The sequence below is a fragment of the Mesorhizobium sp. WSM3862 genome (assembly GCF_002294985.1).
Taxonomy (GTDB): domain Bacteria; phylum Pseudomonadota; class Alphaproteobacteria; order Rhizobiales; family Rhizobiaceae; genus Mesorhizobium.
Genome location: NZ_NSGE01000007.1, coordinates 199,414 through 212,751 on the forward strand (window position 1 = coordinate 199,414; position 13,338 = coordinate 212,751).

The following is a 13,338-nucleotide window of genomic DNA, read 5'->3' on the forward strand; positions in this document are numbered from 1 at the left end:
CATGGCGAAAGCTCAATTGGGCGAGGCCGAGCAAGCAGCCCTTGATCGCCGTTTCATGGCGGCGGCCATCCGGCTGTCGCGCCGCAATGCCGGCCGCACCGCGACCAACCCTTCCGTCGGCACCATCATCGTGCGCGACGACGGCGCCGGCCCGATGATCGTCGGTAGCGGCGTCACTGCTGTCGGCGGCCGGCCGCACGCCGAGACCGAGGCGCTGGCCGAGGCCGGCGAACTGGCCCGCGGCGCCACCGCCTATGTGACGCTTGAGCCCTGCGCCCATCACGGCCGCACGCCGCCTTGCGCCACCGCGCTGGTCAATGCCGGCATTGCGCGCGTCGTCGGCGCGGCAAGCGATCCCGATCCGCGCGTTTCCGGCAAGGGTTACGCCATGCTGCGCGCCGCCGGCATCGACGTCGTGGAGAAGGTGCTCGCCACAGAGGCCGCCGAGCAGATGGCCGGCTATCTGATTCGATCTTTGAAGAAACGTCCCGAAGTGACGCTGAAGCTTGCGCTTTCGAGCGACGGCAAGATCGGCCGCAAAGGCGCCGGCCAGGTCGCCATCACGGGCGAGATCGCCAGGCGCGAAGTCTATCTTATGCGCGCGGAGGCCGACGCTATCCTGGTCGGCATCGGCACTGCGCTGGAGGACGACCCGGCGCTGACCGTGCGCCTGCCGGGGTTGGAGAACCGCTCCCCGGCTCGCATCATCCTCGATCGCCAGATCCGGCTGCCGGAGTCGTCGAAGCTCGTTTCCGGGGTGGATCGTGTACCGCTCTTTGTCGCGGCATGCGCCGAGGCCGACCCGCAGCGGCGGGCTGCGCTCGAACGCGCAGGCGTGCACTTCATCGGCACCGAAACCTACGAGAGCGAAGTAGCCCTGCCGGAACTGCTCGAGGATATTGCAGCGCTCGGCATGGCGAGCGTGCTGGTCGAAGGCGGCGCCAAGGTAGCCGAGGCCTTCCTGGCGGAAGACCTCGTTGACCGCATCGTCCTGTTCCAGGGACCCGAGGCGATCGGCGAGGATGGTATCGCCTCGCCGATCGACGCTGCGCATATCCCGCCGGGTTTCCGCAAATTGCGTGAGATGCGCTTCGGCGAGGACAGCTATGCCGAGTGGGTAAGACCATGATCCCAAAAAGTGGGAAATGGTTTTCGGATAAGAGCATGGTCAAACTGGAAGACACGATCTGATGTTTACGGGAATCGTTACGGATGTCGGCACTATCGCTTCGGTGAAGCCGCTCAGCGAAGGCGTGGGCCTGCGCATCGACACGGCCTATGACCCGGAAAGGATCGCGATCGGCGCTTCGATTTCCTGCGGCGGCGTCTGCCTGACCGTGACGGCGCTGCCCGAGAACGGCTCGAACGCGCGCTGGTTTGAGGTCGAAGCCTGGGAAGAGGCGCTCAGGCTGACGACTGCATCCGGTTGGAAATCGGGCACCAGGATCAATCTCGAACGGGCGCTGAAGATCGGCGACGAGCTCGGTGGCCATATCGTCTCCGGCCATGTCGACGGCACGGCGGAAATCGTGGAGCGCAAGCAAGAGGGCGATGCCGTGCGCTTCACGCTGGAGGCGCCGCGTCACTTGGCGAAGTTCATCGCGCCGAAAGGCTCCGTCGCGCTCGACGGTACCTCCCTTACCGTCAACAAGGTCGAAGCTACGCGCTTCGATGTGCTTCTGATCCAGCACTCTCTGAGCGTCACCACCTGGGGCGAGCGCCAGGCTGGCGATCGCGTCAACATCGAGATCGATACCATGGCCCGGTATGCCGCGCGCCTCGCCGAGGCGGCGAAACAGGGGCTTTGAGCGAAACCGACCGGTTGCGGGGAGGCGGCGCGGATCGCTGAGGCGCCAGGTCGCGCCGGCGCCTCAGCTTCCCTTCTGCTCACGCGATCCCCGGCTGGCAACGTCTAAGTGATCAAAGAACAACGAGCCCGACCAGATCAAATTCATCGATGTGGTCAGGCTGGCGGTTACAGGCGGCCTCGAGCGGACGCGGGCACAATATGCCCGCCTGTTCGAAGGCGTCGGACTGAAGCTTGAGCGGGTGATCGGCCCTCGAGCATCGATCTCGAACATCGAGGCTTTGCCTGCTAGCTGAAGAAAGCCCGGAAGATCGCGCGGCTTGGGATCCGGATCTGTCGGGAGATGCTGTGTCGCGCGGCAATCTTGTGCTTGCGATCGATCCGGCTTCGGCCTAAGTCACCGGCAACCCCCGGAGACCTTTATGGCAGGCATATCCCAACACGGCAAAGCGTTCATTCGTCCGCAGGCGAAGGCGCATCTACTTATCGTCGAGGCGCGTTTCCACGACGACCTCGCCGACGCGCTGCTCGAAGGCGCGACCAGCGCGCTGGACGAGGCCGGCGCCACTTATGACGTCGTGACTGTTCCTGGCTCGCTCGAAATTCCGGCCGTCATCACCTTCGCGCTGGACGGTGCCGGCGAGGGCGGCGTACACTATGACGGCTTCGTCGCGCTCGGCACCATCATCCGTGGCGACACCTATCATTTCGACATCGTCGCCAATGAATCGAGCCGTGCGCTGATGGATCTTTCCGTGCAGGAAGCGGTCGCGATCGGCAACGGCATCCTGACCACCGAAAACGATGCGCAGGCCTGGACGCGGGCCAAGCGCACCGAAGGCGACAAGGGCGGCTTTGCCGCCCGCGCGGCGCTGACCATGATCGCGCTCAAAGAGAAATTCGGAGCCCAATCGTGAGCGATCCTGCCCAGACCGGTGCGGCGCGCCACGCCAACAAGCGCGGTGCCGCCCGTCTTGCCGCCGTCCAGGCGCTCTACCAGATGGACGTGGCCGGCAGCGGTGTTTTCGAGATCACCGCCGAATACGAGGCCTTCCGCCTCGGCAAGGAAGTCGACGGCGCGCTTTATCGCGAGGCCGACGCGCAGTGGTTCCGCGCCATCCTGACCGGCGTCGTCGAGAACCAGAAGACCATCGATCCGATCATCCGCCAGGCGCTGACCGACGACTGGCCGCTGTCGCGGCTGGACTCGACGCTGCGCGCCATCCTGCGCGCCGGCGTCTATGAGCTGATGAAGCGCGAGGACGTGCCGGTGGCCGTGATCGTGTCGGAATATGTCGATATCGCCAAGGCCTTCTACGAGGAAGACGAGCCGAAGCTGGTCAACGCCCTGCTCGACCGTGTCTCGCGCCGGGTACGTGGCGAGGGTCGCGGCAAGGACGCAACGTGACCGCCACGGCAGTCGTCGCTGACGCCGGCAGGGAAGCGCGCCGCACGGCAGTGCTCCTCGCGGCCGCGCAGGCGATCGTCGGTTCCGCCGCGCCGATCGCCATTTCGATCGGCGCGCTTGCCGGCCAATATCTGCTCGGCCCCGACAAGTCTCTGGCGACGGCGCCGGTCACCGGCTTCAACCTCGGCGTTGCGCTCGGCGCCCTGCCGGCGGCCGCCATCATCCGCCGACTCGGCCATCGCGGCGGCTTCATGACCGGCACCATCGTAACCGCCCTCGGCGGGCTGATCGCGACGCTCGCGCTCTTTCAGGCGAGCTTCTGGCTGTTCGCCTTTGGCCTGGGCGTGATCGGTGTCGGCGGCGCCTTCGTGCAGCAGTTCCGCTTCGCCGCCGCCGACAACGCGCCGCCGCAATTCAAGGCGCGCGCCATTTCCTTCGTGCTGGCTGGCGGCATCGTCACCGCCATCCTCGGGCCTCAGATCGTCATCTACACCGGCGACCTTCTGGCGCCGGTGATGTTTGCCGGATCCTTCGCCTCCATCCTGGTGCTGGCCGCCATAGGCGCGATTATCCTTTCCTTCCTGCATACGTCCAGGCGGACGAGCAGCGCCGCCGAAGCCGCCACAAGCGACGCACGTCCGCTGGTCGAGATCGCCACCCAACCGCGTTTCGTCGCGGCGCTGTTCTGCGCCGTAGGCAGCTATGCGCTGATGAGCTTCGTCATGACCGGCGCGCCGCTCGCCATGGTCGGCTGCGGTCTTTCAACCGACGATGCCACGCTTGGCATCTCCTGGCACGTTATGGCGATGTTCGGGCCGAGCTTCTTCACCGGTTCGCTGATCCACCGCTTCGGCGCCGAGCGCATCGTCGCCATTGGGTTGGTGCTGCTCATCGCCTGCGCAGTGGTGGCGCTCTCAGGCCTTGCGCTATGGCAGTTCTGGACCGCGCTGATCCTGCTCGGCCTCGGCTGGAATTTCGGTTTCATCGGCGCGACCGCCATGGTCGCCGCGAGCTACCATCCATCCGAAAAAGGCAAGGTGCAGGGCTTCCACGACTTCGTCCTGTTCGGCTCCGTCGCCTTCGCCTCGCTGATGTCGGGTGCGGTCTACAATGCCTGGGGCTGGACCATGCTGAACTGGATCGTGTTCCCGGTCGTTGTGCTCTGCTTCCTGGCGCTCGGCACCCTGAAGCTGCCGGGCTTGCGCCTCGCCAACTGACATTGCGCCGTTTGCCGGCGCGCAATCGCTCTAAATGCACGGCTGCCCCTGCCGGTGAGTCGCGGCATTCGTCTTTCCGGCGAAAGCCGGGCAAAAACCGAACAATATCTTGACGTTCCCAGCCCTGTTTCGCATACACCGTAGCCAAGGGGTGGATTCCGCGTCCGGCGTTCATCTCCGTCCCAACGGCCCAGGGAGGGGTTCTTCTGGGCCATCAATCGAGGAAAATCCGGCAATGACCATCATTACCGCCGTCATCGCCTGCGGCTTGCTGTCAGTCCTGTACGCCATCTGGGCGACACGATCGGTCCTGGCGTCCGATCAGGGCAACCAGCGCATGCAGGAAATCTCCGCCGCCATTCGCGAAGGTGCTCAAGCCTATCTGGCGCGCCAGTACACCACCATCGCCGTCGTCGGCATCGTCGTGCTTCTTCTCGCCTGGTGGCTGCTCTCCATCACGTCCGCGATCGGCTTCCTGATCGGCGCGGTGCTTTCGGGCGCTGCCGGATTCATCGGCATGCATGTCTCGGTGCGCGCCAATGTCCGCACCGCGCAGGCCGCTTCCAACAGCCTCGCCGCCGGCCTCGACATCGCCTTCAAGTCGGGCGCCATCACCGGCCTGCTGGTGGCGGGCCTGGCGCTGCTCGGCGTCTCCATCTACTACCTCATCCTGACCGGCCCGATGGGCCTGCAGCCGAACGACCGCGTCGTCATCGACGCGCTGGTCTCGCTCGGCTTCGGCGCCTCGCTGATCTCGATCTTCGCCCGTCTCGGCGGCGGCATCTTCACCAAGGGCGCCGACGTCGGCGGCGACCTCGTCGGCAAGGTGGAAGCCGGCATTCCGGAAGACGATCCGCGCAACCCGGCCACCATCGCCGACAATGTCGGCGACAATGTCGGCGACTGCGCCGGCATGGCCGCGGACCTGTTCGAGACCTATGCGGTGACGGTCGTCGCCACCATGGTTCTGGCCGCAATCTTCTTCGGCGGCACGGCGGTGCTGGGCGCCGCCATGCTCTATCCGCTCGCCATTTGCGGCGCCTGCATCCTGACGTCGATCGTCGGCACCTTCTTCGTCAAGCTAGGCTCCAACGGCTCGATCATGGGCGCCCTCTACAAGGGCCTGATCGTCACCGGCCTGCTGTCGATCGTCGGCCTGGCCGTCGCCACTTCGGCGACGCTCGGTTGGGGAGAGGTCGGCACCGTTGCCGGCATCGCCATCACCGGCAAGAACCTGTTCATCTGCGGCCTGATCGGTCTTCTGGTGACCGGCCTCATCGTGGTGATCACCGAATACTACACCGGCACCAACAAGCGCCCGGTGAATTCGATCGCCCAGGCCTCGGTGACCGGCCACGGCACCAACGTCATCCAGGGCCTCGCGGTCTCCTTGGAATCGACGGCGCTGCCGGCCATCGTCATCGTCGGCGGCATCATCGCCACCTACCAGCTTGGCGGCCTGTTCGGAACGGCCATCGCCGTCACCACCATGCTCGGGCTCGCCGGCATGATCGTGGCGCTCGACGCCTTCGGCCCGGTCACCGACAATGCCGGCGGCATCGCCGAAATGTCGGGCCTGCCCAAGGAAGTGCGCCACTCCACCGACGCGCTCGACGCGGTCGGCAACACCACCAAGGCCGTGACCAAGGGCTATGCCATCGGCTCCGCCGGCCTCGGCGCGCTGGTGTTGTTCGCGGCCTATTCGAACGACCTCAGGTTCTTTGCCGCCAATGGCGACAAGTACCCGTACTTCCAGGGCATGGGCGAGATCTCCTTCGACCTTTCCAACCCGTATGTCGTTGCCGGCCTGATCTTTGGCGGCCTCATTCCGTATCTGTTCGGCGGCATCGCCATGACCGCCGTCGGCCGCGCGGCGGGCTCGATCGTCGAGGAAGTGCGCAAGCAGTTCCGCGAGGATAAAGGCATTATGGCCGGAACCTCGAAACCGAACTACGCGCGCGCCGTCGACCTGCTGACCCGGGCAGCAATCCGGGAAATGATCATCCCGTCGCTGCTGCCGGTGCTGGCGCCGCTCGTCGTCTATTTCGGCGTGCTCCTGATCTCGGGCTCGAAGGCCTCGGCCTTCGCGGCCCTTGGCGCCTCGCTGCTCGGCGTCATCGTCAACGGCCTCTTCGTCGCCGTCTCGATGACCTCCGGCGGCGGCGCCTGGGACAACGCCAAGAAGTCGTTCGAGGACGGCTTTACCGACAAGAATGGCGTCAAGCACCTGAAGGGCTCCGAGGCGCATAAGGCCTCGGTCACCGGCGACACCGTCGGCGATCCCTACAAGGACACCGCCGGCCCGGCGGTCAATCCGGCGATCAAGATCACCAATATCGTGGCGCTGCTGCTCCTGGCCGTGCTCGCGCACGGCTGAGCCACGTTCTACCAAGTGACCCGCGGGAGCGATCCCGCGGGTTTTGTTTACGGCCAAGCCGTTTCGGCAAAACAAAAACCCGCCGAAGCGGATTCGGCGGGTCTTGGTCCGTGGACGTCGCTGACAGCGAACTCAGGGCGTGCCGCCGCCCGGGATGCCGGGCGCCAGCTTGCTGGCGCCGTTGATGATCTGGCTGAGGAAGTTCTGGTCCTTGCCGCCCGTCGGCGTCGTCCTCGAGATGAAGTCGAAGACCTTGCCGTCCTTCAGGCCGTAATTGGCGATCTGGGTGACGCGGCCGTCGGCGCCGAAATAGACCGCCAGCACATGCTGGTCGACGATGCGCGGGTTGTCGAAGGCGACGTAGCGCTTGCGCGTCTGCGAGATGTAATAGAACGCCTCGTTGTCGAAGGTCGCCGTCGTCGACGGCGTGCCCAGCGCAAGAAGAACCTGCTCGCGACTCGATCCGACCGGCACCGAGTCGATCGCCGCCTGGTCGATGACGTAGCCTTTCGTCAGCGTCTCGCTCGGACGCAGATCACCGAACATCTTGGACGAATTGCAGGCGGAAAGCGCGGATACCGCCACCAGCAGAGTGGCCACGCCCGCCCGCACAGGCATGAAAAACGACTTGAATTTCAGCGCACCCAACAACAATTCTCCATCACATCCCCGCAGCTTGCGCTGGGCCGCAAAACCGGTAAACCAGCTTGCATGCCGATGCAACAAGGCCAAATCAAACAAAAGGTCCCCGGGAGACCACCCTCAATGTTCCAGCGCCTTTTTGGTCGCGAACGTCACGCCAACCGCGCCATCACCGAGGCGCTCTACGCACAAATCGTGGCGGCGGCGCGGCAAACGGTGTTTTATTCCGACTGGAATGTGCCGGATACGCCGCTCGGCCGCTTCGAGATGCTGTCGCTCCATATGTACCTGATCCAGCACCGGCTGCGCGGCGAGGGCGGAGCCGCGGCCGAGATCGCTCAGGTGCTGATCGACGAGTTCTTCCTCGATGTCGACCATTCGCTGAGGGAACTCGGCATCAGCGATGTCGGCGTGCCGAAGCGCATGAAGAAGCTGGCAAAGATGTTCTATGGCCGCACCGCGGCCTACGACGAAGCCTTGCGGGACGACGACGGCGCGGCGCTTGCCGCGGCGCTCGCCCGCAATGTCAGGCCCGATGCCGGCGAATGGCCTGAGGCGTCGCTGCTGGCGAATTATGTTGGCGCGGCGACCGGGCAGCTTGCCGCTCAGCCGACCGAATCGATCATGGCCGGCGTCGTCGCTTTCCCGGCCGCCGGAGCCGCCTGAAGGAGGCGAGAATGAAGCACGCCGAACCGCAGAGCCCCGTATCCTTTGTCGCCAATGTCGCCCGCCTGCCGCAAAACGGTTTGCCGGTTGCAATCGAGGCCGACGAAAGGCAGCGCACTGCGCTTGCCGCCGAACATGACCTGCTTTCCGTCGAGAGCTATCGCGCCGAGCTCTTGGTGGCGTCCTGGAAACGCAACGGCGTCAAGGTCAGCGGCCGCGTCGAGGCCGACATCACCCAGGCCTGCATCGTCACACTCGATCCGGTCGCGGCTCACATCGACGAGCCCGTCGAGGCGCTGTTCTTGCCGGAGCAGTCGAAACTCGGACGCGAAGGCTTCGACGGCGGCGGCGAGATCGTCCTCGACGCTGACGGGCCCGACAGCCCGGAAACTTTTTCCGGCGACACCATCGATGTCGGGGCGCTCGCCGAGCAGTTTTTCGGCCTGGCGATCGACCCTTATCCGCGCAAACCCGGCGCCTCGCTCGAGGGCGCGGGTGACGATCAGCCCGAGGAAAGCGAATTCCAGAAAAAGCTGCGTTCGCTGCTCGGAAAATCCTGAAGGCGGCCTGGATTTTGGAAAAGTTGGTTGTGCGGCAGCCCAAAACCGCTATTTTCGCCGAACCTTCGCGAGCCCCCTTACCTCGGCAGGCGCCCGCCGCTAGCCAGGCAAACCGTGAGAAAAACACCGCGTGATCAGGATTTCCATCGATGCCATGGGCGGGGATCACGGACCAGGCGTCGTCATCCCCGCGCTGATGACGGTCGCCATCCGCCGCCCTGACATCCGTTTCGTCATCTATGGCCGCGAGGACGCCGTGCGTCCCGAACTGGCCAAGTTTCCCAAGCTCGCCGAGGTGAGCGAGTTCGTCCATTGCGAGATCGCTGTCAGGATGGACGACAAGCCGAGCCAGGCGCTGCGCCACGGCCGCTGGAAATCGTCGATGTGGAAAGCGGTCGAGGCGGTGAAGAACGGCGCCGCGCAGGCCTGCATCTCGGCCGGCAACACCGGCGCGTTGATGGCGATGTCGAAATTCTGCCTGCGCACCATGGCCACCATCGACCGCCCGGCGATCGCGGCGCTTTGGCCGACGACGCGCGGCGAGAGCGTGGTGCTCGATGTCGGCGCCACCATCGGCGCGGATGCGCATCAGCTCGTCGATTTCGCCATCTTGGGCACCGGAATGGCGCGCTCGGTGTTCGGTATCGAGCGGCCGAGCGTCGGCCTGCTCAATGTCGGCGTCGAGGAGATCAAGGGCCAGGAGGAGGTCAAGGAGGCCGGGCGCATGCTGCGCGAGGCCAACATGGCCTCGATGAACTATCGCGGCTTCGTCGAGGGCGACGACATCGGCAAGGGCACGGTCGACGTGGTCGTCACCGAGGGCTTTGCCGGCAACATCGCACTTAAGACCGCCGAGGGCACGGCAAGGCAGATCGCGGGCTATTTGCGGGCCGCCATGAGCCGCACGCTGATGGCCAGGATCGGCTACGTGTTTGCCAAAGGTGCCTTCGACCGGCTGCGCGAAAAGATGGATGTCGGCCGCTCCAATGGCGGCGTCTTTCTGGGCCTGAACGGCATTGTGGTGAAGAGCCATGGCGGTGCCGATTCGGATGGCTTTGCCGCGGCGATCGAGCTCGGCTACGACATGGTGCGCAACAATCTGCTTGACCGGATCGAGGCCGATCTCGATCTGTTCCATGCGCGCAATCCGACTGCCCAGGCAAACAGGAAATCCGGCGTCGCCGTCGAGGCCGAGGAATAGGAACGAACCTTGATCAGATCAGTTGTGCGCGGCAACGGTGCCGCGCTGCCCCGCCGCATCATGAAGAATGCCGATTTCGAAGGCATGGTCGAGACCTCCGACGAGTGGATCGTCCAGCGCACCGGCATTCGCCAGCGCCACGTCGCGGCCGATGACGAGACGACGGCCTCGCTGGGCGAGGCGGCGGCGCGCGCCGCGCTCGACAGCGCCGGCCTGACGCCAGCCGATATCGACCTGATCGTGCTGGCGACTTCGACGCCCAATAACACGTTCCCGGCGACGGCTGTCGAAATCCAGAACCGCCTCGGCATGCATCACGGCTTCGCCTTCGACATGCAGGCCGTGTGTTCCGGCTTCGTCTATGCGGTCGCCACCGCCGATCTCTATATCCGCGGCGGGCTGGCAAAACGCGTCCTGGTGATCGGCTCCGAAACCTTCTCGCGCATCCTCGACTGGAGCGACCGCTCGACCTGCGTGCTGTTTGGCGATGGCGCCGGCGCCGTGGTGCTCGAAGCGGCGAAAGGGGCTGGCAACATCGCCGATCGCGGCGTGCTGGCCGCCAGCCTGCGTTCGGATGGCGTCCACAAGGAAAAACTCTTCGTCGACGGCGGCCCGTCCACCACGGGAACGGTCGGCCATCTCAAGATGGAAGGCCGCGAGGTCTTCAAGCACGCGGTCGGCATGATCACCGACGTTATCGAGGCCACTTTCGCCGAGGCCGGCATCACGGCGGAAGACCTCGACTGGTTCGTGCCGCATCAGGCCAATAAACGGATCATTGACGCTTCCGCCAAGAAGCTCGGGATAGCCGAAGAGAAAGTCGTGGTCACCGTCGATTTGCACGGTAATACCTCGGCTGCCTCCGTGCCGCTCGCTTTGTCGGTGGCCGTCGCCGACGGCCGCATCAAGAAGGGCGACCTTGTTCTGCTCGAGGCGATGGGCGGGGGTTTTACCTGGGGCGCGGTGTTGCTGCGCTGGTAAGTGCCGAACGCGGGGGTTCGGTCCTTGACCTTGCCGGATCAATTACTTAGGCTCTGCCGCTGCCTGTATCGATTTATGTTTTTGAGCTGATGGGACGGTCGCATGGGGGGAAAGACACTGACGCGTGCCGACCTAGCCGAAGCCGTTTACCGCAAGGTTGGTTTGTCGCGAACTGAATCGGCCGAGTTGGTCGAGGCCGTCCTGGATGAGATTTGCGAAGCCATCGTTCGCGGCGAGACGGTGAAGCTGTCTTCCTTCGCGACTTTCCATGTCCGCTCCAAGAATGAGCGCATCGGCCGCAATCCCAAAACCGGCGAAGAAGTGCCGATCCTGCCGCGCCGCGTGATGACCTTCAAATCCTCGAACGTGCTGAAGAACCGCATCTTGCGTTCGCACCAGAACAGCAAGGCCAAGGGCGTCAAGTAACCCTCGAATGCCGGTTGAAAACCGCGGCCCCTTTGACGCCGGGCTTGAATATCGCTTCATAAACCGCTGAAATAAGGTGCGATTCGGATCAACTCCGGATTGCGGTCCAGCGTGAGGATTCGCCCATGGACAAGAGCCCCGATGCTTTCCGTACCATCAGCGAGGTTGCGGAAGATCTCGACCTGCCGCAGCACGTGCTGCGTTTCTGGGAAACCCGTTTCAACCAGATCAAGCCGATGAAGCGTGGTGGCGGCCGCCGTTACTACCGGCCGCAGGATGTCGAACTGATCAAGGGCATCCGGCACATGCTTTATGATCAGGGCTATACGATCAAAGGCGTGCAGAAGCTGTTGCGCGAGAACGGCAACCATTTCCTGGTCGCGATCGGCAATGGCGACATGGCAGCCGTCGAGGCGATCGCGCAGCGCCGCCAGGCCGAGCAGGTGCCGCTGACCGCGGCTGCCCAGCCGCGCGGCGACGAGGATGCGCTGGTCGGTCAGCCCAAGGTGAAGCCCAGCCGCCGTTTCTTCGGCCTTGGCAAGGGAGACGACGAAGGTCCCGTGCAGCCGGACTCCTCGAAATTGTCGCGCGACAACCGGGCCTTGCTGCAGGAGGCACTCTTCGACCTTCTGGAGTGCAAGCGCCTGCTCGACCAGGTGCGTTGAGCTTCGGTTGCCGCTCCCGCGGCTTGGACGGCCGGCGTCCCTGACAGCCGGAACTGCTGTGGCATCCATGCGTTAGCCCTTCTCTGCAAGAGAAGGACATCAGGCATGGCGTGGTTTTCGACCCTTTCCGATCTCGATCTGGACAGGCAGGTCGCGGCGCTCTCGCGTCAACTTGACGATGTCAGGAAAGCCTTGGCAAAACGCGGCGACACCTATTACGAGGACGGCCGCGAGGCGGCGTCCGATTATTATTCGCAGCTCGCCGACCGCTTTCACGAGGCGCTGCCGGCAATCAGGCGCCGGGGCAGGGCGCTCGAGCACACCGCGCGCGAGCATCCGGCCACCGTGGCCGCCGTCGGACTGGTCGTGGTCGGCCTGCTTGCCGGCCTTCTGATCAGCCGGCGCTGACTCCGGGCTGCGAAACAGAAATGGCGACCGTTCGCGCCGGCCGCCATTCCGTCAGCACGAGAGTCCAACCGGATGGAATCGGGATGGAGTGGGCTCCGGCTTCGATCAGTTCGCGAGCTTGATCCGGCTCTTAGGATCGACCTTCATGACCTGGCTGCACTTGCCGTAGACGGTGCCGTTCTTATCGGTGGCGTCGGTGTAGGTGCCCTTACAGTCGAGCTGCAGCACCAGACAGGAGCCGGAGCCTTTGCAGACCGCACCGCCGTCGCCGGTCGGATGCGTGCCGGCAAAGGCCGGCGCGGAAACCGAGCCGAAAGCCGAGACGACGAAGGCGGCGGCGAGCGAGATACGCTTGAAGTTGGTCATTTGAGCATTTCCTTCCATTGGTTGTTGGGATCGCTTTCTGGCGTCCCGGTCGGGTTGAGGAACGCCTTCGTGGCGTCCATGACCGCTTGGTGCGGCCTCCAATGGAAAGGTTCATGGCCCGCGCGATTTTTGTCGCCTGGCGAGCATTGCTGTGAAGGTGTCAGGGTTCAGCGTTTACCGTAGGTGCCGAATTTGCCGGCGGCGCTAAGCGCTCGTTGGGCAGTGGCGGCTTGATGCGGCAAGAGGTCGGGACCGCTTGACAAGCGATCGAACCCGGCTGCGCGCTCATCAGGGGACAGCGGGTGCTCGAAGGAGAGGCTTGTCTCACGAAGCGAAAAATTCCGATGGGAAGACTTGCGCGACCAATACAATGAAGGCCTGTCTTCCCATCGGCAGGTGGGAAGGATCAGGCCTTCTTCTCAACCACCTTCTTATGGTGGTGATGATGGTGGTGGTGATGATGATGATGGTGCCGGCGATGATGCTTGTGATGGTGGTGCTTTACCACCGGGGCCGCATCGGCGCTGGTCGTGCCGAGGATCGGCATGGTGAATGCCAGGGCCAGAGCCAGCCCGAGCGCGGAGAGGAGGGACTTCTTCATGATTTCGTTTCCT

General features: G+C 64.4%; 16 protein-coding genes. 13 read left to right on the top strand and 3 right to left on the bottom strand.

Features of this window, described 5'->3' with window-relative positions; all coding sequences use genetic code 11:
- Position 1: 1 nt before the first annotated feature.
- The 6 genes from ribD to CK224_RS22260 all read left to right on the top strand — a co-directional run bounded on the left by ribD (position 2) and on the right by CK224_RS22260 (position 6,809).
- Positions 2-1,129, top strand: a complete 1,128-nt coding sequence (gene ribD / locus CK224_RS22235) for a bifunctional diaminohydroxyphosphoribosylaminopyrimidine deaminase/5-amino-6-(5-phosphoribosylamino)uracil reductase RibD (RefSeq protein WP_176477994.1) — start codon at positions 2-4, stop codon at positions 1,127-1,129.
- Between the two features lie 61 nt (positions 1,130-1,190).
- Positions 1,191-1,808: a riboflavin synthase gene (locus tag CK224_RS22240; protein WP_095783251.1), complete on the top strand. Its 618-nt coding sequence runs from the start codon at positions 1,191-1,193 to the stop codon at positions 1,806-1,808.
- 421 nt (positions 1,809-2,229) lie between these two features.
- Positions 2,230-2,724 carry a 6,7-dimethyl-8-ribityllumazine synthase gene (gene ribH, locus CK224_RS22245; protein WP_067000738.1) on the top strand — a complete coding sequence of 165 codons (495 nt, stop codon included), beginning with the start codon at positions 2,230-2,232 and terminating at the stop codon, positions 2,722-2,724.
- Positions 2,721-3,215, top strand: a complete 495-nt coding sequence (nusB, locus tag CK224_RS22250) for a transcription antitermination factor NusB (protein WP_095783252.1) — start codon at positions 2,721-2,723, stop codon at positions 3,213-3,215. Before ribH ends, nusB begins: the two co-directional genes overlap by 4 nt.
- Positions 3,212-4,432: an MFS transporter gene (locus CK224_RS22255; protein ID WP_095783253.1), complete on the top strand. Its 1,221-nt coding sequence runs from the start codon at positions 3,212-3,214 to the stop codon at positions 4,430-4,432. The genes nusB and CK224_RS22255 overlap by 4 nt, the downstream gene beginning before the upstream one ends.
- A 235-nt stretch (positions 4,433-4,667) precedes the next feature.
- A complete protein-coding gene (locus CK224_RS22260; RefSeq protein WP_095783254.1) occupies positions 4,668-6,809 on the top strand; it encodes a sodium-translocating pyrophosphatase in 2,142 nt (713 codons plus the stop codon).
- A gap of 132 nt (positions 6,810-6,941) precedes the next feature.
- Here CK224_RS22260 and CK224_RS22265 read toward each other — a convergent pair whose 3' ends face one another.
- Positions 6,942-7,457, bottom strand: a complete 516-nt coding sequence (locus tag CK224_RS22265; protein WP_067000750.1) for an outer membrane protein assembly factor BamE — start codon at positions 7,455-7,457, stop codon at positions 6,942-6,944.
- A gap of 117 nt (positions 7,458-7,574) precedes the next feature.
- Here CK224_RS22265 and CK224_RS22270 point away from each other — a divergent pair, with 117 nt between their 5' ends.
- The 7 genes from CK224_RS22270 (at position 7,575) to CK224_RS22300 (ending at position 12,358) form a co-directional block, all read left to right on the top strand.
- Complete coding sequence (locus tag CK224_RS22270; RefSeq protein ID WP_095783255.1) at positions 7,575-8,117, top strand: ubiquinol-cytochrome C chaperone family protein; 543 nt, start codon at positions 7,575-7,577, stop codon at positions 8,115-8,117.
- A gap of 11 nt (positions 8,118-8,128) precedes the next feature.
- Positions 8,129-8,677: a DUF177 domain-containing protein gene (locus CK224_RS22275; RefSeq protein WP_095783256.1), complete on the top strand. Its 549-nt coding sequence runs from the start codon at positions 8,129-8,131 to the stop codon at positions 8,675-8,677.
- A 130-nt stretch (positions 8,678-8,807) separates the two neighbouring features.
- Positions 8,808-9,878: a phosphate acyltransferase PlsX gene (plsX, locus tag CK224_RS22280; RefSeq protein ID WP_067000757.1), complete on the top strand. Its 1,071-nt coding sequence runs from the start codon at positions 8,808-8,810 to the stop codon at positions 9,876-9,878.
- Between the two features lie 9 nt (positions 9,879-9,887).
- Positions 9,888-10,859, top strand: coding sequence for a beta-ketoacyl-ACP synthase III (locus tag CK224_RS22285; RefSeq protein ID WP_067000775.1), 972 nt, complete (start codon positions 9,888-9,890; stop codon positions 10,857-10,859).
- Positions 10,860-10,961: 102 nt separating this feature from the next.
- The gene (locus CK224_RS22290; protein ID WP_067000778.1) at positions 10,962-11,285 is read left to right on the top strand and encodes an integration host factor subunit alpha; all 324 of its coding nucleotides are present in this window, start codon (positions 10,962-10,964) and stop codon (positions 11,283-11,285) included.
- Between the two features lie 125 nt (positions 11,286-11,410).
- Positions 11,411-11,950 carry a MerR family transcriptional regulator gene (locus CK224_RS22295; protein ID WP_067000781.1) on the top strand — a complete coding sequence of 180 codons (540 nt, stop codon included), beginning with the start codon at positions 11,411-11,413 and terminating at the stop codon, positions 11,948-11,950.
- A gap of 105 nt (positions 11,951-12,055) precedes the next feature.
- Complete coding sequence (locus tag CK224_RS22300; protein ID WP_095778647.1) at positions 12,056-12,358, top strand: DUF883 family protein; 303 nt, start codon at positions 12,056-12,058, stop codon at positions 12,356-12,358.
- Between the two features lie 105 nt (positions 12,359-12,463).
- On the opposite strand, the gene CK224_RS22305 is transcribed toward CK224_RS22300, so the two are convergent.
- Positions 12,464-12,724, bottom strand: a complete 261-nt coding sequence (locus CK224_RS22305) for a hypothetical protein (RefSeq protein WP_067000787.1) — start codon at positions 12,722-12,724, stop codon at positions 12,464-12,466.
- Between the two features lie 406 nt (positions 12,725-13,130).
- A complete protein-coding gene (locus tag CK224_RS30875) occupies positions 13,131-13,325 on the bottom strand; it encodes a hypothetical protein (RefSeq protein WP_127246941.1) in 195 nt (64 codons plus the stop codon).
- Positions 13,326-13,338: the final 13 nt, after the last annotated feature.